19 protein-coding genes are annotated in these 21929 nt (G+C 73.0%); 10 read left to right on the forward strand and 9 right to left on the reverse strand.

Going from position 1 to position 21929, the window contains the following annotated elements; genetic code table 11:
- The first annotated feature begins 77 nt into the window (after positions 1-77).
- Together Leucomu_RS08525 and Leucomu_RS08530 are read left to right on the forward strand one after the other, a co-directional pair.
- Complete coding sequence (locus Leucomu_RS08525; protein WP_164884529.1) at positions 78-1286, forward strand: YibE/F family protein; 1209 nt, start codon at positions 78-80, stop codon at positions 1284-1286.
- Between the two features lie 477 nt (positions 1287-1763).
- On the forward strand, positions 1764-2525 hold the full coding sequence (locus tag Leucomu_RS08530) for an SDR family NAD(P)-dependent oxidoreductase (RefSeq protein WP_128386951.1): 762 nt from the start codon (positions 1764-1766) through the stop codon (positions 2523-2525).
- 61 nt (positions 2526-2586) lie between these two features.
- Here Leucomu_RS08530 and Leucomu_RS08535 read toward each other — a convergent pair whose 3' ends face one another.
- Positions 2587-3312 (reverse strand): DUF1345 domain-containing protein, encoded by a 726-nt coding sequence (locus Leucomu_RS08535; RefSeq protein ID WP_128386952.1) that lies wholly within the window; start codon positions 3310-3312, stop codon positions 2587-2589.
- Between the two features lie 26 nt (positions 3313-3338).
- Entirely contained in the window at positions 3339-3989 is a 651-nt protein-coding gene (locus Leucomu_RS08540) for an NAD(P)H-binding protein (protein ID WP_128386953.1), read from the reverse strand.
- 163 nt (positions 3990-4152) lie between these two features.
- Between Leucomu_RS08540 and Leucomu_RS08545 the strand changes: the two genes are divergently transcribed.
- Positions 4153-4701: a type 1 glutamine amidotransferase domain-containing protein gene (locus tag Leucomu_RS08545; protein WP_128386954.1), complete on the forward strand. Its 549-nt coding sequence runs from the start codon at positions 4153-4155 to the stop codon at positions 4699-4701.
- A 71-nt stretch (positions 4702-4772) separates the two neighbouring features.
- Here the strand turns inward: Leucomu_RS08545 and Leucomu_RS08550 are convergent, their stop codons facing one another.
- Together Leucomu_RS08550 and Leucomu_RS08555 are read right to left on the reverse strand one after the other, a co-directional pair.
- Positions 4773-5570: an SDR family oxidoreductase gene (locus Leucomu_RS08550; RefSeq protein ID WP_128386955.1), complete on the reverse strand. Its 798-nt coding sequence runs from the start codon at positions 5568-5570 to the stop codon at positions 4773-4775.
- A gap of 358 nt (positions 5571-5928) precedes the next feature.
- A complete protein-coding gene (locus tag Leucomu_RS08555; RefSeq protein WP_128386956.1) occupies positions 5929-7473 on the reverse strand; it encodes a protein adenylyltransferase SelO in 1545 nt (514 codons plus the stop codon).
- 197 nt (positions 7474-7670) lie between these two features.
- Between Leucomu_RS08555 and Leucomu_RS08560 the strand changes: the two genes are divergently transcribed.
- Positions 7671-8567, forward strand: a complete 897-nt coding sequence (locus tag Leucomu_RS08560; RefSeq protein ID WP_128386957.1) for a TIGR01777 family oxidoreductase — start codon at positions 7671-7673, stop codon at positions 8565-8567.
- Positions 8568-8649: 82 nt separating this feature from the next.
- Positions 8650-9747, forward strand: a complete 1098-nt coding sequence (locus Leucomu_RS08565) for a magnesium and cobalt transport protein CorA (RefSeq protein ID WP_128386958.1) — start codon at positions 8650-8652, stop codon at positions 9745-9747.
- Between the two features lie 29 nt (positions 9748-9776).
- On the opposite strand, the gene Leucomu_RS08570 is transcribed toward Leucomu_RS08565, so the two are convergent.
- The 4 genes from Leucomu_RS08570 to Leucomu_RS08585 are packed head-to-tail and all read right to left on the reverse strand — an operon-like array spanning position 9777 to position 14611.
- Positions 9777-11567, reverse strand: coding sequence for an ABC transporter permease subunit (locus Leucomu_RS08570; protein ID WP_128386959.1), 1791 nt, complete (start codon positions 11565-11567; stop codon positions 9777-9779).
- A 29-nt stretch (positions 11568-11596) separates the two neighbouring features.
- Positions 11597-13138: an ABC transporter substrate-binding protein gene (locus Leucomu_RS08575; protein WP_128386960.1), complete on the reverse strand. Its 1542-nt coding sequence runs from the start codon at positions 13136-13138 to the stop codon at positions 11597-11599.
- A 37-nt stretch (positions 13139-13175) separates the two neighbouring features.
- The gene (locus Leucomu_RS08580; RefSeq protein WP_323368287.1) at positions 13176-13898 is read right to left on the reverse strand and encodes an ATP-binding cassette domain-containing protein; all 723 of its coding nucleotides are present in this window, start codon (positions 13896-13898) and stop codon (positions 13176-13178) included.
- Positions 13895-14611 carry an ATP-binding cassette domain-containing protein gene (locus tag Leucomu_RS08585; protein WP_017884606.1) on the reverse strand — a complete coding sequence of 239 codons (717 nt, stop codon included), beginning with the start codon at positions 14609-14611 and terminating at the stop codon, positions 13895-13897. The genes Leucomu_RS08580 and Leucomu_RS08585 overlap by 4 nt, the downstream gene beginning before the upstream one ends.
- A gap of 7 nt (positions 14612-14618) precedes the next feature.
- On the opposite strand from Leucomu_RS08585, the gene Leucomu_RS08590 reads away from it, so the two are divergent.
- Positions 14619-16022 (forward strand): MFS transporter, encoded by a 1404-nt coding sequence (locus Leucomu_RS08590; protein ID WP_164884530.1) that lies wholly within the window; start codon positions 14619-14621, stop codon positions 16020-16022.
- Between the two features lie 58 nt (positions 16023-16080).
- Positions 16081-16890: a GNAT family N-acetyltransferase gene (locus Leucomu_RS08595; RefSeq protein ID WP_128386962.1), complete on the forward strand. Its 810-nt coding sequence runs from the start codon at positions 16081-16083 to the stop codon at positions 16888-16890.
- A 15-nt stretch (positions 16891-16905) separates the two neighbouring features.
- On the opposite strand, the gene Leucomu_RS08600 is transcribed toward Leucomu_RS08595, so the two are convergent.
- Complete coding sequence (locus Leucomu_RS08600; protein WP_128386963.1) at positions 16906-18933, reverse strand: BCCT family transporter; 2028 nt, start codon at positions 18931-18933, stop codon at positions 16906-16908.
- A gap of 246 nt (positions 18934-19179) precedes the next feature.
- On the opposite strand from Leucomu_RS08600, the gene Leucomu_RS08605 reads away from it, so the two are divergent.
- The 3 genes from Leucomu_RS08605 to Leucomu_RS08615 are packed head-to-tail and all read left to right on the forward strand — an operon-like array spanning position 19180 to position 21847.
- A complete protein-coding gene (locus tag Leucomu_RS08605) occupies positions 19180-20127 on the forward strand; it encodes a metal ABC transporter substrate-binding protein (protein ID WP_128386964.1) in 948 nt (315 codons plus the stop codon).
- On the forward strand, positions 20124-20945 hold the full coding sequence (locus tag Leucomu_RS08610) for a metal ABC transporter ATP-binding protein (RefSeq protein WP_128386965.1): 822 nt from the start codon (positions 20124-20126) through the stop codon (positions 20943-20945). The genes Leucomu_RS08605 and Leucomu_RS08610 overlap by 4 nt, the downstream gene beginning before the upstream one ends.
- Entirely contained in the window at positions 20942-21847 is a 906-nt protein-coding gene (locus Leucomu_RS08615; RefSeq protein ID WP_128386966.1) for a metal ABC transporter permease, read from the forward strand. The genes Leucomu_RS08610 and Leucomu_RS08615 overlap by 4 nt, the downstream gene beginning before the upstream one ends.
- The last annotated feature ends 82 nt before the right edge of the window (positions 21848-21929 follow it).

The raw sequence follows: 21929 nt of genomic DNA on the forward strand, positions 1-21929 counted from the left end.
CTCCAGGGTACCGGGAGCCCGCGACACGGCGCCGGCGGATGACGCCGGGAGACACTCGCGGCGCTACTATTTCCGTAATGAGAATCGTTACGCCTATCAAGCTCGTCGCGTTCACGGTGCTCGCGCTCGTGGCGGCCGCGACCGCCTGGGGCCTCATCGCCCTCTGGCCCGACTACGACCAAGTCGCCAAGACCGCGGACCGCGCACCCCTCGTCGCGGAGGGCACCACCTTCGAGACGGGCGAACTGCTCGCGGTGACCGAGGGCTGCGCCGAAGTCGACGGCAGCACGGCCGACGACTGCCTGACCTTCTCGATCGGCATCCGCAGCGGCGACGACGCCGGGCACGTCGTCGACATCACCGCTCGAGGAGCCGTCACCCGGGCCGGTCTGCAACCCGGGGACCGTCTCGAGCTCATGGCCTATCCGCACGCGCCCGTCGCCGAGACCCGCTACCAGCTCGCGAACCAGTACAGCGTGTCGGGCGTGTTCCGCGGCCTGCCGCTCGCGATCCTCGCGCTCGTCTTCGTCGCGGTCGTGATCGCGGTGGGCAGGCTCAGAGGCCTGCTCGCCCTCCTCGCGCTCGGGATCAGCGCGGCCGTGATCCTCGCCTTCCTGCTGCCCGCGCTCGTGGCCGGCTCCCCCGGCCTGCTCGTCGGGGTCATCGCGTCGAGCGCGATCATGTTCACGATCCTCTACCTGGTACACGGCTTCAACATGCGCACCACCTCGGCGCTCGTCGGCACACTCTGCGGCATCGCGATCATGGCCGGCGTCTCGCTGATCGCCGCCCAGGCGACGCGCCTCAGCGGCATCGGCGACGAGGCCTCGGGCACGCTCGCGGGTGTGGTCGAGCACATCGACTTCCGAGGACTGCTCAGCTGCTCCGTCATCATCGCCGGGCTCGGGATCCTCAACGACGTCACGATCACCCAGGCGTCGTCCGTGTGGGAGCTGCGGGCGGCCGCCCCCGCGATGCCGCGGCACGAGGTGTACGCGAGCGCGATGCGGATCGGGCGCGACCACATCGCGTCGACCGTGTACACGGTGTTCTTCGCGTACGTCGGTGCGGCGCTCGGCGTGCTGATCCTGCTGTACCTCTACGACCGGCCCCTGCTCTCGCTGCTCACGCACGAGGACATCGCGATCGAGGTGGTGCGCACCCTGTGCGGCAGCATCGGGCTCGTGCTCGCCGTGCCGATCACCACCTGGGCCGCGGTCTGCTTCGCACCCCCTCCTTCGACCACAGCCGCGGCGTCGCCCGCCGAGACGGCGCCGAGCGTCTAGCGCACCGGGGCGTCGAACGGTCCGGCGTCGTCGCCGAGCGGGTACGAGAAGTGCCGTCACTCCAGCTCGTAGGGCTCGAAGCCGCGCGCGATCATCGCACCGTGCAGATGGGCGCGGTTCCCCGCTTGCTCCGCGGTGAGCCCGCGGCGTCGTATCGCGATCGCCCACCGAAGAAGTCGCCTCGTAGACGCGCAGGCCCCAGCCCTCCGCCGCGAGGTCGCGCTGCTCGGCGGCCCGCACCGGCGACGACTTCGAGCAGCCGCACGATCCCCGCCGCAGGTGCGGCGATCCACCGCGCGCCCTGATCCGGGCACGAGGAACAGCGAGCCGAGCAGCAGCGCGCCCAGCAGGCCGAACCCGACGACGGCGATGGCCTGAGGCTCTGGCACGGCGTCAGCCGGCGGGATCCAGGGCGTCGCGCGGTCCCGACCCCCATTCCGCGCGATCGCCGGACCCGGGGATGAGAGACTGACCGCTATGGCATATCTCGCTCTCGTCACCGGCGCATCCGTCGGGCTCGGCACCGAGCTCGCCCGCCAGCTCGCCGAGCGCCGCGTGAACCTCGTGCTCGTCGCCCGCGACGAAGCCCGGCTCGAGCGGCTGGCCCGGCGTCTGCGGCACGACCACGGCGTCGCCGTCGAGGTGCTGGCGGCCGACCTCACCGCGCACGACGGCCTCGAGCGCGCAGCGCGGCGCGTCGCCGATCCCGACTCCCCCGTCGACATCCTCATCAGCAACGCGGGCTTCGGCGTCTACGACGGCTTCGAGTCGAGCCGCCTCTCCGACGAGCGGCGCCTGCACGAACTGCTGTCGTGGGCGCCGCTGCGGCTCGCCCACGCCGCGATCCCAGGCATGCTCGCCCGCCGTCGCGGCTGGATCATGAACGTCGCGAGCGTCGCCGCATTCACGCCGAGCGGCACCTACGGCGCGGCCAAGGCCGCGACGGTATCGCTCTCGCGTTCGCTGAACGCGCGCTATCGCGGAACGGGCGTGCGGGTCACGGCGCTCTGCCCGGGCCTGCTCGACACGGAGTTCCATGTGCGCATGGGCGAGGATCATCTGCCCAGGCTGCCCCGAATCGCGTGGGCCGACACCCGTCGAGTCGCCCGCGAGGGTCTGCGCGGCCTGCACCGCGGGCGGGCCGTGATCGTCTCGGACTGGCGCTACCGCCTGATCCGGCGTCTGATCCCGATGCTCCCCGACCGCCTGCTCGAACGGGCCACCACCACGGGCGACTGAGTGCAGCGTCGCGGGCGCGATCCCCGTCCGCCTTCGGGAATCAGGGATCTCGCTCCGCCCATCACCCCGAGATGATGAGGCTCGAGATGAGCGAGACCGCCATCGCGACGACGAGCGCGTTGAAGGCGAACGAGATGAAGGTGTGCGTGCGCACCGTACCGAGGCCGGCGCGCGTGCGCGGAGTTCCCGCCGACATCGCACCCACCGACGAGACCATCACCGCCATCGACACGAAATCGCCGAAGCCCGGCGATTCGACGATGTCGAAATGGATCGTCTCGCCGGCCGCGTGCAGCCGGAAGTAGCGCAGCGCGAACGCGTACACCACGGTGGCCCAGGCGGTGCCGACAGTGAGCAGCACCAGCAGCGGCAACCACATCCCGCCCTGCCGCACCCCCACCGCCGCAGCCACCAGCGAGACCAGCAGAGCGACGAGCGCCGCCGTCATGCTCCAGTCCTCCGCCGTCTTGAGGCCGATCACCCGCGAGAGACGACTCGCACCGCGGCGGTGCTGCGTCGCGGCGATCCGCAGCGCATCCGCCGGCGCCGTTCGCGAGAACAGGCGATGAGTCCAGAGCAGATAGAGCAGGAAGAAGACCGAGAACGTCGCGCACAGGGCGGCGAGCACGAGGCCCGCTTCCTCGCGCAGCCCCTGACGGCCGAAGGCGATCAGCGGCACCGCGAGCACCGGGGCCGACACGAGCATGGCGATGCCGCCCCGGAAGCCGTCGTCGTAGCGGATCGGGAACTCTCGCTGCGCTCTGCGCCGGGTGCTGCCGCGTCTCATCCCTCGGAGTCTATCGACGCCGGGGCTCAGGCTCGGGCCGCCACCGCCTCGGCGATGGGCGTGCCGCCGGAGTTGAAGCGGATCGTGCGGCCGATCGTACCGTCGTCCGCGAGCACCGCCGCGATGACCGCTGCGACGTCCGCGCGCGGCACGCTCTCCGAGTCCTCGGCGTCGACGTCGATCCGGCCCGTGCCCGGATCGAGCGTGAGGGCGCTCGGGCCGAGCACCGTCCAGTCGAGAGAGGAGGCGCGCAGGTGCTCGTCGGCCGCGGCCTTCGCCTCGGCGTACGCGAAGAAGGGGTGGTCGGGGTCGACCCCGTGCTGCGGCGATGCGCGGAAATAGGAGACCATCACGTAGCGCCGCACGCCGGCCCGCTCGGCCGCGTCCATGCTGCGCACCGCGGCCTCGTGGTCCACCGCGCGCGTGCGCGCCGGGTTGCCGCCCCCGGCGCCCGCCGACCAGACGACCGCGTCGTGACCCGCGATCAGCTCTGCGAGCGCGTCGACGTCGAGCCGCTCGATGTCGGCCACGAGCGGCTCGGCGCCGGTGGCCCGCACCTCGTCGGCGTGGTCGGGGTTGCGGATCACCGCCGTCACCCCGTCGCCCCGAGCCGTGAGCAGGGGCTCCGCGAGAAGCGCGATCTTGCCGTGTCCACCGAAGAGAATGATCCGTGACATGCCCTCCACCATACGCCTCGGGCCGTGGCGTGCACAGGGCCGCCGGATCGCCTCCCGCAGGCAAGATAGCGAATCGCACCGAGCAGCGCAACGGGGTGCCCCGGGCGCCGGCGACGGGGTTGACTGGTGCTCATCGATGCACGCAACGAGATTGGAGAACACCATGGCGCACCTGACCGGTAAGCGCGTAGCGATCCTCGCCACCAACGGGTTCGAGGATTCTGAGCTGACGGAACCCCTCGCCGCGGTGCGGGAGCACGGAACCGAGGTCGACGTCGTCTCGACGAACACGGGGACGATCCGCGGCAAGAACGGGCACGAGGCGATCGTGAGCCGATCGACCTCCGACGCGAGCGCCGGCGATTACGACGCCCTGGTGCTGCCCGGCGGCGTCGTCAACGGCGACCACATCCGGCTCGACGAGCACGCCGTGTCGTTCACCCGCGACTTCTTCGAGCAGCACAAGCCGGTGGCGGCGATCTGCCACGGCGGCTGGATCCTCGCCGACGCCGACGTGTTGCAGGGCCGCAAGGTCACCTCGTACCCGAGCCTGCGCACGGACCTGCGCAACGCGGGAGCGACGTGGGTCGACGAGGAGGTCGTGGTGGATCAGGGGCTCGTGACGAGCCGCACCCCCGACGACCTGCCCGCCTTCAACGCGAAGCTCGTCGAGGAGATCGCCGAGGGCAAGCACCGCGGCCAGACCGCCTAGCGACGAGCCGAGCGGGTGCGCAGGGGTCTCTCCATTCCCCGGCGCACCCGCTCTTTCTTTTGGGTGCGGGCTCAGCTTCGGGGGCCGCCCGCCACGTACAGCACCTGCCCCGAGACGAAGCCGCTGGCCTCGTCGGTGAAGAACGCCACCGCGTTCGCGATGTCCTCGGGGGCGCCCACCCGCCGCACCGGCACCGCGGCCGCCTCGCGCTCGACGAGCTCGTCGAAGCCGACGCCCAGCCGCTCGGCGACGGAGCGGGTCATGTCGGTGACCGTGAATCCGGGCGCGACCGCGTTGGCGGTGACGCCGAAGCGGCCGAGTTCGAGCGCGAGGGTCTTCGTGAACCCCTGGATCCCCGCCTTCGCCGCCGAGTAGTTCGCCTGCCCGGCGTTGCCGAGCGCCGACGTGCTCGAGAGGTTCACGATCCTGCCCCAGCCGTGCCGCACCATGTACTGCTGCGCCTCGCGGCTCATGAGGAAGGCGCCGCGCAGGTGCACGTTCATGATGGTGTCCCAGCTCTCGACGGGCATCTTGAACAGCAGGTCGTCGCGCAGCACGCCCGCGTTGTTGACGAGGATCAGCGGCGGCCCGAGGCGCTCGGCGGCCCGGGCTACACCCTCGCGCACACTCGTCTCGTCGCTCACGTCGACGGCGAAGGCCTCGGCTGCGGTCTCGGCCGAGAGCCCGGCGGTGCCTGACCCGGCTTCCTGCGCGGCCTCGCGGATGAGCCGCGCGGTCTCGGCCGCCCCGTCGAGGTCGAGGTCGAACAGGGCGAGGCGCTCACCGCGCCGGGCGAGCTCGAGGGCGATCGCCCGCCCCAGCCCGCGGGCGGCGCCCGTCACGATCGCCGAACGCCGTGGTGTGTGCATGCTCGGCTCCCTCGCCCGTTCTGCTTCCTCCCGTTCAGGCTACCCTGTTCCCCCGCCCCGCCGTCTCTGACACGCCCCGCCCTGCCCCGGACCCCTGCCTGCTCCCTCGCCCCATGCCCGGCTGCTCCTGCGCCGGGCGTGCGGGCCCTCGAGAGGCGGATTTCGCAGCTCGCGCGCCCGCGCGACATGCGAAATCCGCCTCTCGGCGCACCGCGGGTCACGGGGAGGCGCGCTCGGGTCGAGCCCGGGCGCTCGGGTCGGGCCCGGGCGGTCGGGACGGGCGCGGGCGGTCGGGACGGGCGCGGGCGGTCGGGACGGGCGCGACGGATCCGGGCGGTCGGGAGGGGTCGGCGCAGGCCTACGTGCCGCAGTAGGTGACGTGCGGGCGGCCCGGAGGGCCCGGTTGAGCGTACCGTTCGAGACCCTGACGCGGCTCGAACGGGCGCGCGACCGCGTCGAGGATCGCCTCGAACGGCGCGAGGTCGCCCTCGGTGGCCGCGACGAGCGCTTCGTCGACGAGGTGGTTGCGCGCGATGTAGACGGGGTTCGTCGCGTCCATCGCGGTCGGATCGGGGCCGAGCGCGAGCCACCGCTCCAGCCACGGGCCGGGGCTTCGCTCCCCGAGCAGCTCGGCGTACCCGGTGGCCGCGACCCCGCGCGCGGTCTCGGCGAGCGCCCGGAACGCGCGCGTGTAGTCGATCCGGCCCTCGTGCAGCTCGTGCAGCAGCTCTGCGGCGAGCGCGGCCACGGTCTCTTCGTCGGCCGTCGGGTCGGCTCCGCGGGCGTCGCCGAGCCCGAGCTTGGCCCGCATGCCCGCGGTCCACGCGGCGTCGTAGGCGCCCCCGAAGCCCTGCAGCGCGCCGACGGCCTGCCGTTCGGCCTCGGCTGGGTCGTCGGAGAGCAGCGGCAGCAGGGTCTCGGCGAAGCGGGTGAGGTTCCACCCGGCGACGGCGGGCTGCGCGCCGTAGGCGTAGCGGCCGCGGTGGTCGATGGAACTGAACACCGTGGCGGGGTCGTAGGCGTCCATGAAGGCGCACGGCCCGTAGTCGATGGTCTCGCCCGAGATCGTCATGTTGTCGGTGTTCATGACGCCGTGCACGAAGCCGACGAGCATCCACGAGGCGACGAGCCTCGCCTGCACGTCGATCACCGCTTCGAGCAGCCCGAGGTAGGGCGTCTCGCCGGCCGCGAGCTCCGGGAAGTGCCGCTCGATGGCGAAGTCGGCGAGGCGGCGGAGCAGCTCGGGGTCGCCGAGCGAGCGCGCGTACTGGAACGTGCCGACGCGCAGGTGGCTGCTCGCGACGCGTGCGAGCACGGCGCCCGGCAGCACGTCGAGCGCTTCGTCGCGCACCACGCGTCGGCCGGTCGCGACGACGGCGAGGGCCCGGGTGGTGGGGATGCCGAGCGCGTGCATGGCCTCCCCCATCAGGTACTCGCGCAGCATGGGACCGACGGCGGCGAATCCGTCGGCTCCTCTCGCGAAGGGGGTGCGGCCGGATCCCTTCAGGTGCAGGTCCCGCACCCGTCCCCGGGTGTCGGCGATCTCGCCGAGCAGCAGCGCGCGGCCGTCGCCGAGTCTGGGCGAGTAGGCGCCGAACTGGTGCCCGGCGTAGACCTGCGCGACGGGCCGGCTGCCCTCGGCGGGGTCGTTGCCGATCAGCCAGCGCGCACCGGGTTCGTCGCGCAGCCGCTCGGGGTCGAGCCCCAGCTCTCGTGCGAGGCTCTCGTTGAGGGCGAGGATCGCGGGGCGCTCGGGCCGCATCGCGTTCCAGGGCAGCGCCCGTTCGGGCAGACGCTCGGCGAAGGCGGCGCCGAGGGGCGGGGCGAACGGCCGAGCAGCCGCGGGCGCCCGCACTCCGCCGGGCTCCGCTGGGCGGTCTTCGGGCTGGGCTTCGATGCGCATGCCCCGAGGCTACGCCCGCTTCCTCACCGCGCACTCAGGGTGGCGGCGTGGACGTTCCGCGCGACGAAGCCCGTCTCTCATGAGCCTCGTGCTCCTGGTGGTACCCGGCGGCGCACCCTAGGATCGGGAGCACGAACGCGGCAGCGACTCGCACATGGTGTGCCGGGCCGCCGCCGTGGCAGCAGAGGGGGCGGCTCATGAGCGGGCACGTGGTGATCGCGGGCGGATCCGGTCTGATCGGCGGGGCGCTCACCTGGCTGCTGCAGGCGGAGGGGCGCCGGGTCACGCATCTGGTGCGGCGCCCGCCCCGCGGCCCGCACGAGGTCGAGTGGCTCACCGACGGCGGCGCGCTCGACCCCGCAGTGCTCGACGGCGCCGACGCGGTGGTCTGCCTCAACGGGGCGAGCATCGGCCGCCTGCCTTGGACGGCTCCCTACCGCCGCACTCTCCGGGAGTCACGGTTGATCCCGACCCGCACGCTCGCGACGGCTCTGCGCCGTCTCGGTTCCGGCGCCCCGGCGTTCCTCTGCGCCTCGGCGGTGGGGTACTACGGCGATCGCCCCGGCGAGACCCTCGATGAGGCGAGCGCGGCGGGCGAGACCTTCCTCGCCGAGCTGTGCGCGGCGTGGGAGCGGGAGGCCCTCGCCGCGGGACCCGAAACCCGCGTCGTGCTGCTGCGCACCGCTCCCCTGCTGCACGCCGAGGGCGTGCTGAAGCCGCTGCTCGCCCTCACACGACTGGGGCTGAGCGGTCCCCTGGGCGCCGGCACGCAGCTGTGGCCCTGGATCTCGCTCGACGACGAGGTGCGGGCGATCCGCCACCTCATCGCCGCCGACGTCGAGGGCCCCGCGAATCTCTGCGGGCCGATCCCGGCCTCGGCGAACGACATCGGGCGGGAGCTCGCCCGGCAGATGCGCCGCCCCTTCCTGCTGCCCGCGCCCCCGTGGGCGCTGCGGCTCGGGCTGGGCCGCGACGCCGCCGACTCGCTGCTGCTCGCGGACGCCCGCGTGCTGCCCACCGTGCTCGAGGGAACGGGCTTCGAATTCGAGCACCCCACCGTGGAACGGGCCATCGCGTCGGCGCTCGCCGACTGAGCGCCGATCCCGAGCGAGACACGGCCCGGGCCTCGGCCCCGCCTGGGATACACTGCCAAACGGTTCGACGGAGGGGGCTGACATGGCACGGCAGCGAGCGAAGCGCGCGGTTCGGCAGAGCGCGCGGGGAGCGACCGCGGCGGCCCCCGTCGCGGCTCCGACCCTCACCCGCCGCATCGTCGACGGCCGCCCGCAGCAGCTCGCCGCCGACGTGCCGCCCGCCGAGTCGCTCGCCTTCACGCGGGCCGATCCGTCGCACATGGCGTTGACCGTGATGGCCACGCCCGACCCCGAGGGCATCGCCGAACTGGCCTCGGCGTGGCAGCTGCACCCGCTGCTGGTCGAGGATCTGCTGCACGCCGGGCAGCGACCCAAGCTCGAGCGCTACGGCGACGTGCTGTTCCTCGTGCTGCGATCGGCCCGCTACATCGACGAGAGCGAGGAGGTGGAGTTCAGCGAGTTCCACCTGCTCGTGCGCCCCCGCGCGCTCGTGATCGTCTGCCAGGACGGTCGCCTCATCGACGGCACCGAGGTCGCCGCCGGCATCGACGCGTCGCAGAACGCCACGCTCGGCAGCGGCGCGCTGCTGCTCGGGAACGAGCAGCTGCTGCGCCTCGGCCCCGAGGGGATGGTCTATCAGCTGCTCGACGCGACCGTCGACGGCTACTTTCCCGTGCTCGACGGCGTGCAGACCGACAAGGAGCAGATCGAGCGGCAGGTGTTCAGCGGCGACGCGGCGGCCGCCGAGCGCATCTACCACCTCAGCCAGGAGGTGATCGACGTGCTGCACGCGACCGCCGCCCTCACGCGGGTGCTGCACAAGCTGCAGCAGGGTGCCGACAAGTACGCGATCCCCGACGCCCTGCAGGCCTACCTGCAGGACGTCTCCGATCACCTCACGCGCGTGGTGACCGAGACCACCGAGCTGCGCGACGCGCTCTCGCAGATCCTCAACGTGAACGCCACGCTCGTGGCGCAGCGCCAGAACGAGGACATGAAGAAGATCTCGGGCTGGGCCGCGATCCTCTTCGCCCCCACGCTCATCGCAGCGGTCTACGGCATGAACTTCGACCTGATGCCCGAACTGCACTGGGCGGCGGGGTATCCGCTCGCCGTGGGCGGGATGGTCGGGTTCGCGGCACTGCTGTACGTGATCTTCAAGCTGAAGAAGTGGATGTAGCGGGCGGATCGCCGATCCGCCCGCGCCCGTCACACCGCTGCGGCGGGGGTCGACACCTCCGCGTCCTCGCGCTCGGTGGGCCTCGGCGCCGCGGCTGAGCGCGTGCGGCGCGTGCGGCGCAGCCCGGCGAGCGCCACCGCGAACACCGAGGTGAGGATCAGCGCGATCGCCGGTGCGACCGTGGTCCACGGGGCGCGCTCGACGTAGTCGATGCCCTCCGAGAGCAGCAGGCCCCACTCGGGCAGCGGCGGCTGCGCGCCGAGGCCGAGGAAACCGAGGGCGGCGAGGGCGAGGGCGACGCCCGGCAGCCGCAGCATGCCGTGGCGCAGCAGCGGCAGCACGGCGGCGGGCAGCACGTGGCGCAGCCAGATCTCGAGGCTCGTCACCCCGGCGAGCGGCAACCACCTGATGTGCGGCAGGGCCAGCGCCTCGTCGATGAGCGCCGCCGCGTGCGTGGTGAGCGGCGGCCAGGTCACCCAGAGCACCGCGAGCGCGGCTCCCCCGACCGAGGGGCCGAGCAGCGCGGCGATGATGACGCCCGCGAGGATCGGGGGCGTCGCGTTGGCGATCTCCGCGGGCCCGCGTGCGACCTCGCCGAGCACGGCGAGCAGCAGGCCCACCACGATCGCGAGCAGCACGATCAGGAACGCCGGGGTGAGGGTGCCGATCGTGCCGTGGGCGACGCGCGCGAGCAGGTCGCGCCCGCTGGCGTCGGCGCCGAAGGGCAGCTCGAGGCTGGGCGGAGCGAGGCGGGCGTGCGCGATCGTGTAGGGGTCGCGCGGCAGCCCGAAGGCCAGGATGGCGAGCAGCAGGCCCGCCGCGATCGCCGCCGTCCAGCGGGCCGCATGGCCTTCGCCGCGCGCCTCGGGCGGTGGCGGCAGCGATCCGGCGGGCAGCGGTCCGCCGCGCAGCAGGCGCCTCGCGAGCGAGGCCAGCACCCCGACGAGCACGGCCGCCAGCGCCATGAGCAGCACACCGGCCTGCAGCGCCGGCAGATCCTGCGCGTTCGCCGAGCCGAGCAGGTAGCGGCCGAGGCCCGGGATCGCGAAGACCTGTTCGACGGCCACGGCACCGCCGAGCAGGCCGATGAACACGAGCCCCAGCTGGTCGACGACGGCCGCCGCCGCGCGCCGCAGCACCCCGGCCAGAATCACCCGAGCCGGTGCGCCTGCGAGTCGCCAGACGTTCACCCAGCGCTCCTCGGCGACGCCCGAGACGGCGTCGGAGAGCAGGCGGCCGAGGAGGCCGCCTGCCGGGATGCCGAGTGAGAGGGACGGCAGGACCGCGGTGTCGAGGCCCGTCCAGCCGTAGGGCGGCAGCCACTGCAGCTGCACCGCCACCACCACCAGCAGCGCACTCGCCAGCAGGAACTCGGGGAGCGCCGTCAGAGCCACCCCGAGGGGCCCGGAGCCCCGCTGCGGCTGATCCCGCAGCACCCGGAGGGCGGCGGGCGCGACGAGGGCGGCCGCGACGACGAGCGCCACGACGGTGGCGAACAGGGTGAGCGTCGCCGAGGCGCCGAGGGCGTGCCACACGCCGGGCCCGATCTCGCCGCCGCTCACCCACGAGGTGCCGAGGTCTCCGCGCAGCACACCCGACCACCAGCGCAGGCTCGTGGCGAGCGGCCCGCCGTCGAGCCCGAGCTCCTGGCGGATGGCGGCGAGCGCTTCGGGGGTGGGTTCGAGCTCGGCGTAGCGGGCTCGCAGCACGGCGGCCGCGGGGTCGAGCCGCGACAACCAGGGCAGTGCCCCGGCGACGAGCAGCAGCACGACCCCGCTGAGCACGCGCGAGACGAGCCCGAGCGCACTACTGTGCCGCACGGTCGCCCTCCTTTCGCACCCTGGTCGGACTACTCGGCATCGAGGTGGGTGTCGGCGGTGATGAGGATGCGCTCGCGCGGGTCGCGGGCGGCCTCGTGCACGCGCGACGACTCTCCCTGGATCACCCGCTCGTGCAGCAGCGGGATCGCGGCGTCGGTGCCGAGCACGCTCGCCTCGGCGAGCATGATGGCGCGCTGACGCTCCTCCCCGGCCTCGGTCTCGGAGGCGATGCGGATCGCCTCGTCGACCTCGGGCGCGCAGAGCTGGGAGATCGAGAAGCCGCCGTCGCAGGTGAAGTCGGAGGCGAGGTAGGCGACGGGGTCGCCGGAGTCGAGCACGGTGGCCCGGGAGAGGATGAACGCGTCGAAGGCGCCGTCGAGGGCGTCGGCCTCGATGTACTGGTACTCGCGCACGTCCTGCTGCACGTCGAAGCCGACCGCTTCGAGCTGCTGCTCGAGCATCACGGCGACCTCGGGCAGCTCGGCCCGGTCGGTGAAGGTCCCCAGCGTGATCTTCACGCCGTCGACCCGGGCGGCCTCGGCTCGGCCGTCGAGCCGTTCGCGGTAGCCGGCGTCGTCGCGCAGGTCGGCGGCGTACGGCAGCGCGGGGCCGAGCAGGCCCGACGCGACGTCGGCGCGACCCTCGTACACCGAGTCTACGATGGCTGCGCGGTCGATGGCCTCGCGCGCGGCGGCTCGCACGGCGGGGTCGGCGAAGGGACCGCTCTCGGTGTTCAGGTACAGCGTGTTGGTGCGCGGCATCGGCACCTCGGTGATGAGATCCTGGTCGACCGACGCCGCCTGGCCGGCGGGGATCGCCTCGACGACGTCGGCCTCGCCGGTGCGCAGGGCCGCCGACCGTGCCGTGCCGTCGGGCACGAACGTCACGTCGATGCCGCTCGCGAGGGCGGGGTCGCCCCAGTAGTCCTCGTAGCGGTCGAGGGTCGCGCCCGAGACGCCGTCGACGTCGACGATCTCGAACGGCCCGGTGCCGGTGCCCACGGGGTTCACCCCGTTCTCGGTGTAGGCGGCGTCGTCGAAGATCGCGAGCTGGGGACTCGACAGGCGGTGCGGCAGCAGCGGGTCGGGTTCGGCCGTCTCGATGGTGACGCCGTGCTCGCCCTCGGCGCTCACGGTCAGCTCGACGCCGTCGAGGATGCGCGGCACGGGGGTCGCGTCGATCGCGTGCTGCAGGGAGTTGACCACGGAGGCCGGGGTGAGCGCCTGGCCGTTGTGGAACGTCACCCCGTCGCGGATCGTGAACCGCCACGTCAGCTCGCCGTCGCGCTCCCACTCGGAGGCGAGGCCGGGCAGGGCTTCGCCGAGCTCGTCGAGCACGACGAGCGTCTCGGAGGCCGACCAGCGGGAGAGCTTGAACGCATCGTCGCTGAGGGGGCTGAGGCCGGAGCGCGGCGGCTGCATGTGGGCGACCGAGATGCGGTCGTCGGTGCCGCGGTGGCCGCCTGCGGCGCCGGAGAAGCAGCCGGAGAGCGCGAGCAGCCCCGCGAGCGGGATCGCGGCCAGCGCCAGAGCGCGGGATCGGGGCCGGGGTCGGGGTCGGGAGACGGTCATCGAGGGTCCTGTCCGTTGGGGTCGTGTACGTGGGCGGTCATGGCGCGGGAGGCGCGACGATCGTCGTTGTGCGGGAGCAGCGCGCGGCGAGCTCCGGGTCGTGGGTGACGAGTAGCATGCCGATGCGGGCCGCTTCGACGCCGGCGAGCAGCGCGGTCGAGACCGAGAGCGCGGTCTCGGGGTCGAGCGCACTGGTCGGCTCGTCGGCGACGAGCACGGCCGGTTCGACCGCGAGGGCGCGCGCGATCGCGGCGCGCTGGGCCTGCCCGCCCGAGAGTTCGGCGGGCCGGCGGTCGAGCAGGCCGAGGTCGAGGTGGGCGAGCTCGGCGGCGCGGCGGATCATCGCCTCCGCGTCGCCGCCGGCCGCGCCGGTGAGTCTGCGCAGCGCCTGCTCGATGGAGCGCCGGACTGTGGATCGGGGCGCGAAGGAGGCCGCTGGATCCTGCGGGACGCCCTGCACCAGTCGACGGCGACGCCGTTCGGGGCGGTGGGACGGCCCGCACCAGGGCTCCCCCGATACCGCGACCCCGCCGTCGGCCGCAGGCCTCAGGCCGAGCACGATGTCGGCGAGCGTCGACTTGCCGGCGCCCGAGCGGCCCACGACCGCGACCGATTCGCCAGCGTGGATGCGCAGGCTCGTCGGGGCGAGCACGCGCCTCGCGCGGCGGCCTCGGCCGTGCATCGCGGTGACCTCGCGGATCTCGAGCACGGGGACGCCGGATCCGGCGCTTCGCCCCGCCCCGCCCACCGCCGCGCTCACGGCCGCACTCCGGCGCGGCGGAGCGGCACCTCGGCGATGCTCCCGGCGGCGACCCGGATGTGCCGCGTCGCGAGCGCGTCCGCGACCGCGCCGTCGTGGGTCGCCACGACGAGCGTCTGGTGCTCGCCGATGATCTCGTCGAGCAGTCGCAGGGTCTGATCGCGGGTGTCGTGATCGAGGGCGCTGGTCGGCTCGTCGGCGAGGATCAACGGCGCGTCGGTGAGCACCGCGAGGGCGACGGCCGCGCGCTGCGCCTGGCCGCCCGAGAGTTCGGTGGGGCGTCTGCGGTGCATCGCGGGATCGTCGAGCCCGACCGACACGAGCACCTCGGCGACGCGATCGGCGCCGGCAGCGGTGACGCGCCGCAGCTGGCGCGCGAGCGGGGCGAGGGGGTGGAGCGCGTCGAGCCCCCGCTGCGGCACGAAGCCGACGCGGGTGAACGTCGCCTGCCGCCCGCCCTCGAACACGAGCCCCGCCGCCCAGCGTCCGGTGAGCGTGCTCAGCAGCAGCGACTTGCCGCTGCCCGAGGGGCCGGTGATCACCACGCGCTCGCCGGGTGCGATGTCGAGGCGCGGCACCTCGAGCAGGGCGCGGCCGTCGGCGGTTCGCACCGTCGCCCCGCGCAGCGAGACGAGCGCCGCCCCGCCGCGGTTCTTCGGCGCGCGCCGCGCCGAAGCGGGAGCGGTGGATCCGCGCGTAGTATCGATACTCATAATGAAAATGATTATCAATCACGGACGGCGGGCGGCGCAAATCAGCCCACCGCCCGCCCGCGCCGTCCCGGCGCACGGCCCCGCCGCCGCGCCTCGAACTCCCACCCTGCTCGGCACCCAGGCCCTCTTCAACATCGGCTTCTACGCCGTGGTGCCGTTCCTCACGACGGTGCTGACGGGAGACTTCGGGCTCGGCGCCGCCGCGGTCGGCCTCGTGCTGGGAGTGCGCACCCTCGCGCAGCAGGGCCTCTTCATCGTCGGCGGCTCTCTCGCCGATCGTGTCGGCGCGCGGCCGGTCATCCTGACCGGCTGCGCGGTGCGCGCCGCGGGCTTCCTCGCGCTCTCGGCGGCGCTCTGGGCGGGAGACCCCCGGCTCTGGCTCTTCATCGCGGGCACCGCGCTGACCGGTCTCGGCGGCGCCCTCTTCTCGCCCGCGCTCAACTCCCTCATCGCCGAGATCGAGGCAGTGCGGCGCACCGCCTCCCCGACGCGCGGCGCGGGCGTCGGCGATGCCGCCGCGGAGCGCGCCTCGAGCGACGTCCTGCCGGGCTTCGCCGCCCGGACGCTCCATCGCTCACCCCGTGCAAGGGCATCCCTCTTCGCCTGGCTCGCCGTCACCGGAGAGGTCGGCGTGGTGGTCGGCCCCCTCCTCGGCGCGGCACTGCTCGACCACGGCTTCGCCGTCGTCGCCGCAGCCGGCGCAGCCCTCTTCCTCGCCGTCGGCGCGATGCTCGCCGCTCTGTTGCCCCGACCGGTCCGTGAGCGCCGGCCCCACCGCGGCGCGACCGCGCTCGCGGCCCTGCGAGATCGCCGATTCGCGGCCTTCGCCGCGCTGCACGCCGCCGACCTGCTCGCCTACAACCAGCTCTACCTCGCGCTGCCCCTCGCGATGGCCCAGGCGGGCGGCGACGCCGGGGCCGTCGCCCTCGTGTTCGCGTGGGTGTCGATCCTCACCCTCGCGCTGCAGCTCCCGCTCGCGCGCGGAAGCGCACGACTGGGAGCCCCGCGAGCCCTCCGCATCGGCTACCTGGCGCACGCGGCGGCTTTCCTCTCGCTGGCGGCTGCAGCCCTGCTGCCGCTCACGCAGACCGCGGCGCTCGCCCTCGTCACAATGGCCGCGACCGGGATCGCGTTCGGCCACCTCATCGCGAACCCGACGGCGCTCGCCCTCGTGCCCGAACTCGCCCGCCCCGGGGCGACCGGATCGTACTTCGGCCTGCTCGCGAGCTGCGGCGGCATCGCGGTGCTGTGCGGCAACCTCGCGGTCGACGGGCTCTTCGACCGCGCGAGCGGCGCCTCCGCGGCGGGGTCGGGAGCGGCGGCGCTCCCCTGGCTGCTGCTCGCGACCCTTCCCGCGCTGGCCGCCGCGCTCGCCCCGCGGCTGCTCGCGGGGCGAGCGCGCGCGAACTGAGCGCCCGCGCCCCGCGTCGTACACTGCAAGCGCAGAGCAAACCGCACGGAGGTGGCCCATGGGCGGGCAGTTCGAGATCGACCGCGTCGGCGGCGAGGCGATCCCTCGCCTCGCACCCCTCTGGGATGCGCTGTTCGACCACCACGCGTCGATCGGTGCCGCCGGTCTCGAGATCGTCGAGCGGGGCGAGAGCTGGCCGCTGCGCGAGCGCCACTATCGGCGACTGCACGACGAGCAACCGTGGGTCTCCATCCACCTCGCGGTGCGCTCGGACCGCACTGTCGGCTACGCGCTCAGCTACGCCGACGAACTCGACGGACGGTCGGCAGTCGTGCTCGAGACCCTCAGCGTGCTGCCCGCAGCACGGGGTGCGGGCCTCAGCACGCTGCTGATGCGCGCGGTCGACGAGGAGGCCGAGGCTGCCGGGATCGGCGTCTCCGTCGTCGACGTGATGGGCGGCAATCCCCGAGCGCGCAAGCTGTATCTCGGGCAGGGCTATCAGCCGTACTCCGAGAGCTGGATGCGCTCGCAGCGACCGGGCACCGCAGCGGGAACGCATCGCGGCGAGACGACGCATGATTCGGCGGTGCTCGCCGAGCGCGCCGCCGAACTCGGGTTCGCTCTCGACTTCTCACCCGGCCCCGATGACACCTGGGTGTCCGCCGACCGCATCGCCGAGCTCGCACCCGCCTCCGCAGACGCCGGCTCCGATCCCGCCCGACTCGGCGCACTGCTCGACGATCTCGCCCGCGCAGGCGACTGGACCGCGCGCGTCGAGATCCCGTCCGCGCCGGCGAGCGAGCCCCTGCGCTCGGCGCTCGCCTCACTCGGATGCAGGCTCAGCACCGAGCGCCTCGTGCGTCGGTAGCCGAGACGGACGCGCTCAGCGCTTCTCGGTCGGCTTGCGCCCGAAGGCGCCCCTCGTGCGCGAGATGCGGTAGTCGATGCGATCGTCCACCCAGGATTCGAGCTCGGGGATGTCGGTGATCGTGCCCGCCAGCTCGTTCGAGATGTGCTCGGTGACGCGATCGAGCCGCGCGATGCGCTCGGCCCGCTCGAGCACCCGGTCGTCGATGCGCAGCGCGCGCAGCGTCGACCAGCTCATGAGCAGCAGCACCACGCTGAACGGCAGCGCGGTCGCGAGGGCGGCAGCCTGCAGCGATTGCAGGCCGCCGGCTAGCAGCAGCGCGATCGCCACCACGCCCTCGAGGATCGACCACAGCACGCGCGACCACGTGGGCGGGTTGGGGTGGCCGCCCGAGGCGAGCATGTCGACCACCAGCGACCCCGAATCCGATGAGGTGATGAAGAAGATCGCGACCAGCAGGATGCCGACCACCGAGAACACGGTGCCGAGGGGAAGATCTCCGAGCACCTTGAACAGAGCGCTCTCGACGTGCACCTCGCCGTTCTCGACCAGGTCGCCCTCGCCGAACAGCTGGCGGTAGATGCCGGCGCCGCCCATCACCGAGAACCACACGACGCCCACGAGGGTCGGTGCGAGCAGCACGCCCGCGATGAACTCGCGCACGGTGCGGCCGCGCGAGATGCGGGCGATGAAGATGCCCACGAACGGCGACCACGAGATCCACCAGCCCCAGTAGAAGATCGTCCATCCCGAGAACCAGCTGGTGGCCTCCGGCGAGCGCTGGTAGGCGCCCACGTCGAAGGTCATCTGCAACGCGTTCGCCAGGTAGAAGCCGATCGACTCGGTGAGATTCTGCAGCAGGAACAGCGTGGGCCCGAGCAGCAGCACGCTGATGAGCAGCAGCCCCGCCATCGACAGGTTGATGTTCGAGAGCCACTTCATGCCGGCGCCGATGCCGCTGATCACCGAGAGCATGGCGATGAGGGTGATGACGAGGATCAGCACGACGAGCAGCGTGTTGCTCGCTCGATCGACGATCCCGATCTCGGCCATGCCCGCCGAGATCTGCTGCACCCCGAGGCCGAGCGAGGTCGCCACGCCGAAGACGGTGCCGAAGATCGCGAGCACGTCGATGACGTCGCCGACCCAGCCCTTGACGCGCTCGCCGAACAGGGGCTCGAGCGACCAGCGGATCGAGACCGGCCGCCCGCGGCGGTGGATCGCGTAGGCGATCGCGAGGCCGATCACCGCGTAGATCGCCCAAGGGTGCAGCCCCCAGTGCACGAAGGTCTGGGCCATCGCGAGACCGGCGAGTTCGGCCTGGTCGCCCTCCCACCCGGGCTTCGGCTGCACGGTCGCGTACGTGAGCGGTTCGCCCACCCCGTAGAACACGAGACCGATGCCCATGCCGGCGGCGAACAGCATCGAGAACCACGACAGCACCCCGAACTCGGGCACGTCGTCGTCGCGGCCGAGGCGGATGCGCCCGAGGCGCGAGCACGCGATCCCGACCGCCACGGCGATGAACACCGCGACGATGATCATGTAGTACCAGCCGAGGTGCTCGACGATCCAGTTCTGCACCGCCATGAATACGCTTCCGGCGAGCGCCGGTGCGAGGATCGCGAACAGGGAGACCAGGAGGATCACGATGAGCGCGGGCCAGAAGACCCGCGGTGAGATCATGCCCCGCCCGATCCGCACGCCATGGCTGCGCAGCTTCTCGGTGATGCGGGCGTCGGAGTCGTCCTCGGCGATCTGCACGGAGCTCGGCAGGTGCACGGTGGCCGGCAAGCTCGGATCGGACGGGATCGCGGCGGCCACCCGGCTCAGCTGGGCGGCGAGCTCGGCCTCCGACCTGAGCAGGGCCTCGGCCACCGTCTCGAACGGCGCGTCGGCCGCGGGTTCGGCGTCGGGCCCGCGGCGCGCGTCGCGCCCGGTCTCGGCGCGGCCGCCTGCGCCGGATCGCTGTTCGGGAGGCGTCTCGGCACCCGTGTCGGGCTGCGACCCGTCGCCGTCCCCCGGCTGATCGGTTGCGCTCATGGCCGTTCTCCACTCTGTTCGACGAACGATTCGGCCCTTCTACCTTCGCGGGCCGAGGGTGCCATTGCAAGCCGGGCGGCGGCTTCAATGCCTCGGGAGGCATACGGCGCGAGTCGCGGCCGCCGCGGTGTCGCCTCGCAACGGCGTGTCGATCTTGAAAGTTCGGCATACCGAACTTTAAGATGGGGACCACCGAACCGACGCCTCCCGTCCGAGGCGCTTGCGCACGACCGTGAAGGAGACCCCATGCCCCGCCGCTCGCCCCGCCCCGCCCGCATCCGCTCGCTGGCGCTCGCCGCAGCCGTGCTCGCCGCGAGCGCGCTCACCGCCTGCAGCGCGAACGCCGCGGAGGGCCCGGGCCGCGACGACGGGCGCCCCGTAGTGCTCACCACCTTCACCGTGCTCGCCGACATGGCGCGCAACGTCGCGGGCGAGCACCTGCGCGTCGAGTCGATCACCAAGCCGGGCGCCGAGATCCACGGCTACGAACCAACGCCGAGCGACGTGCGCCGCGCGGTCGAGGCCGAGCTGATCCTCGACAACGGCCTCGGGCTCGAAGCCTGGTTCGAGCAGTTCGTCGCCGACCTCGACGTCCCCCACGCGGTCGTGAGCGAGGGCGTCGAACCGATCCCGATCGCCGACGACGCGCACGCGGGCATGCCCAACCCGCACGCCTGGATGAGCCCGCACAGCGCGCAGACCTACGTCGACAACATGGTGGCGGCCTTCAGCGAGCTCGACCCCGAGCACGCCGCCGACTACACCGCCAACGGAGAGGCCTACGGCGCCGAGCTGCAGCGGGTGCACGACGAGCTCACGGCCAAGCTCTCGGACCTGCCCGAGCAGCAGCGCGCGCTCGTCACCTGCGAGGGCGCCTTCTCGTATCTCGCCCGCGACACCGGACTCACCGAGCGCTACATCTGGGCGGTCAACGCCGAACAGCAGGCCACACCGCAGCAGATCGCGGGCACGATCGACTTCGTGCGGCAGAACGACGTGCCCGCCGTGTTCTGCGAGTCGACCGTCTCGGACAAGCCGATGCGGCAGGTCGTCGAATCCACCGACGCCGAGTTCGGCGGCGTGCTCTACGTCGACTCCCTGTCCGAGGCCGACGGCCCCGTGCCGAGCTACCTCGAGCTGATCCGCCACGACGCGCAGCTCATCGCCGACGGTCTCACCGGAGGCGACGCGTGACCGCCCCCGCCGCCCCGGCGCTCGAGATCCGCGACCTCACCGTGCGCTACGGCGACGTGCTCGCCCTCGACGGGGCCGACTTCTCGGTCGAACCCGGGCGCGTCTGCGGCCTCGTCGGCATGAACGGCTCGGGCAAGTCGACCCTCTTCAAGACGATCATGGGCATGATCCGCCCCGACTCCGGATCGGTGCTCATCGACGGCGACCCCCCGGCTCGCGCCCGCCGCGAGGGCCGCGTCGGATACGTGCCGCAGAGCGAAGACGTCGACTGGGCGTTCCCGGTCTCGGTGCGCGACGTGGTGATGATGGGGCGCTACGGCCACCTCGGCGTCTCGCGGCGGCCCCGGCGCGCCGACCAGCACGCGGTCGACCGCGCACTCGAGCGCGTCGAGCTGACCGACTACGCCGACCGGCAGATCGGGCGGCTCTCGGGCGGGCAGCGCAAACGCGCATTCGTCGCCCGGGGCATCGCGCAGGGAGCCACCACCCTGCTGCTCGACGAGCCCTTCGCGGGCGTCGACAAGCGCTCCGAGGCGACCATCACCCGTCTGCTGCGCGAGCTCGCCGCCGACGACCACACGATCCTCGTCTCCACGCACGACCTGCACGCCCTGCCCGCTCTCGCGGACGAGGCGGTGCTGCTGATGCGGCGCGTGCTCATGCACGGCGACCCCCACGAGGTGCTGCAGCCCGACGCGCTCGCGCTCGCCTTCGGGCTCGACGTCATGCATCGTGACGACGGTCCCGCATGGGACGATCGGGAGCGCGACGACGACAGCCGCGAACGCGACGCGCGCGAACCGGGAGAGGACGCATGAACCCGCTCGACCTGCTGCTCGACCCGCTCGGCTACGACTTCATGACGCGCGCGCTCGCGACCGCGCTCGTCGCCTCGGTGGTGTGCGCGCTGCTCTCGTGCTGGCTCGTGCTCATCGGCTGGTCGCTGATGGGCGACGCGGTCTCGCACGCGGTGCTGCCCGGAGTGGCGATCGCCTATCTGGTGGGCGCCCCCTTCGCACTCGGGGCCGTCGTGTTCGGCGTGCTCGCGGTCGCGCTCATCGGGGCGGTGCGCGACACGAGCCGCGTGAAGGAGGACGCGGCCATCGGCATCGTCTTCACCACGCTGTTCGCACTCGGGCTCGTGATCATCTCGGTCGTGCCCTCGCAGACCGACCTCACGCACATCATCTTCGGCAACCTGCTCGGGGTGTCGTCGGCCGATCTGCTGCAGATCGCGGTGCTGGCCGCGATCGTCTTCGCGGTGCTGATCGTGAAGCGGCGCGATTTCACCCTCTTCGCGTTCGACCCCACGCACGCGCACGCCATCGGCCTGCACCCCCGCCTCCTCGGCGCGATCCTGCTGGGGCTGCTCGCGATGACCTCGGTGGTCGCGCTGCAGGCCGTCGGGGTGATCCTCGTCGTCGCGATGCTCATCATCCCCGGTGCGACCGCGTACCTGCTCACCGATCGCTTCGGGCGCATGCTCGTGCTCGCCCCCGCCATCGCCGCCGTCTGCGCCGTCGTCGGCCTCTACACGAGCTACTACCTCGACACGGCGTCGGGCCCCATGATCGTGCTCGCGCAGGGCGCGGCGTTCGCCCTGGCCTACCTGTTCGGGCCGTGCCAGGGGCTCATCGCCACCCGGCTGCTCGCTCGTCGCCGGGCGCGCTCGGCGACGCGGTCGCGAACGCGGGCGAGGGGTTCGGGATCCGTCGCCTGATCCCCGCCCGAGCCGGACCCGAGGCCGGCCCGGGCGGCGGTCGGGCTCGGTTCCGGAGCCGGAACGACACGCCGGGGCGCGG

Origin of the sequence: Leucobacter muris (genome assembly GCF_004028235.1) — a bacterium.
Classification (GTDB): domain Bacteria; phylum Actinomycetota; class Actinomycetes; order Actinomycetales; family Microbacteriaceae; genus Leucobacter; species Leucobacter muris.

Excerpts from the sequence above, each read along its gene's own strand:
- Leucomu_RS08525 (WP_164884529.1), top strand. The coding sequence starts at position 78 with ATGAGAATCGTTACGCCTATCAAGCTCGTCGCGTTCACGGTGCTCGCG.
- Leucomu_RS08530 (WP_128386951.1), top strand. The coding sequence starts at position 1,764 with ATGGCATATCTCGCTCTCGTCACCGGCGCATCCGTCGGGCTCGGCACC.
- Leucomu_RS08535 (WP_128386952.1), bottom strand. The coding sequence starts at position 3,312 with ATGAGACGCGGCAGCACCCGGCGCAGAGCGCAGCGAGAGTTCCCGATC.
- Leucomu_RS08540 (WP_128386953.1), bottom strand. The coding sequence starts at position 3,989 with ATGTCACGGATCATTCTCTTCGGTGGACACGGCAAGATCGCGCTTCTC.
- Leucomu_RS08545 (WP_128386954.1), top strand. The coding sequence starts at position 4,153 with ATGGCGCACCTGACCGGTAAGCGCGTAGCGATCCTCGCCACCAACGGG.
- Leucomu_RS08550 (WP_128386955.1), bottom strand. The coding sequence starts at position 5,570 with ATGCACACACCACGGCGTTCGGCGATCGTGACGGGCGCCGCCCGCGGG.
- Leucomu_RS08555 (WP_128386956.1), bottom strand. The coding sequence starts at position 7,473 with ATGCGCATCGAAGCCCAGCCCGAAGACCGCCCAGCGGAGCCCGGCGGA.
- Leucomu_RS08560 (WP_128386957.1), top strand. The coding sequence starts at position 7,671 with ATGAGCGGGCACGTGGTGATCGCGGGCGGATCCGGTCTGATCGGCGGG.
- Leucomu_RS08565 (WP_128386958.1), top strand. The coding sequence starts at position 8,650 with ATGGCACGGCAGCGAGCGAAGCGCGCGGTTCGGCAGAGCGCGCGGGGA.
- Leucomu_RS08575 (WP_128386960.1), bottom strand. The coding sequence starts at position 13,138 with ATGACCGTCTCCCGACCCCGACCCCGGCCCCGATCCCGCGCTCTGGCG.
- Leucomu_RS08585 (WP_017884606.1), bottom strand. The coding sequence starts at position 14,611 with ATGAGTATCGATACTACGCGCGGATCCACCGCTCCCGCTTCGGCGCGG.
- Leucomu_RS08590 (WP_164884530.1), top strand. The coding sequence starts at position 14,619 with ATGATTATCAATCACGGACGGCGGGCGGCGCAAATCAGCCCACCGCCC.
- Leucomu_RS08595 (WP_128386962.1), top strand. The coding sequence starts at position 16,081 with ATGGGCGGGCAGTTCGAGATCGACCGCGTCGGCGGCGAGGCGATCCCT.
- Leucomu_RS08600 (WP_128386963.1), bottom strand. The coding sequence starts at position 18,933 with ATGAGCGCAACCGATCAGCCGGGGGACGGCGACGGGTCGCAGCCCGAC.
- Leucomu_RS08605 (WP_128386964.1), top strand. The coding sequence starts at position 19,180 with ATGCCCCGCCGCTCGCCCCGCCCCGCCCGCATCCGCTCGCTGGCGCTC.
- Leucomu_RS08615 (WP_128386966.1), top strand. The coding sequence starts at position 20,942 with ATGAACCCGCTCGACCTGCTGCTCGACCCGCTCGGCTACGACTTCATG.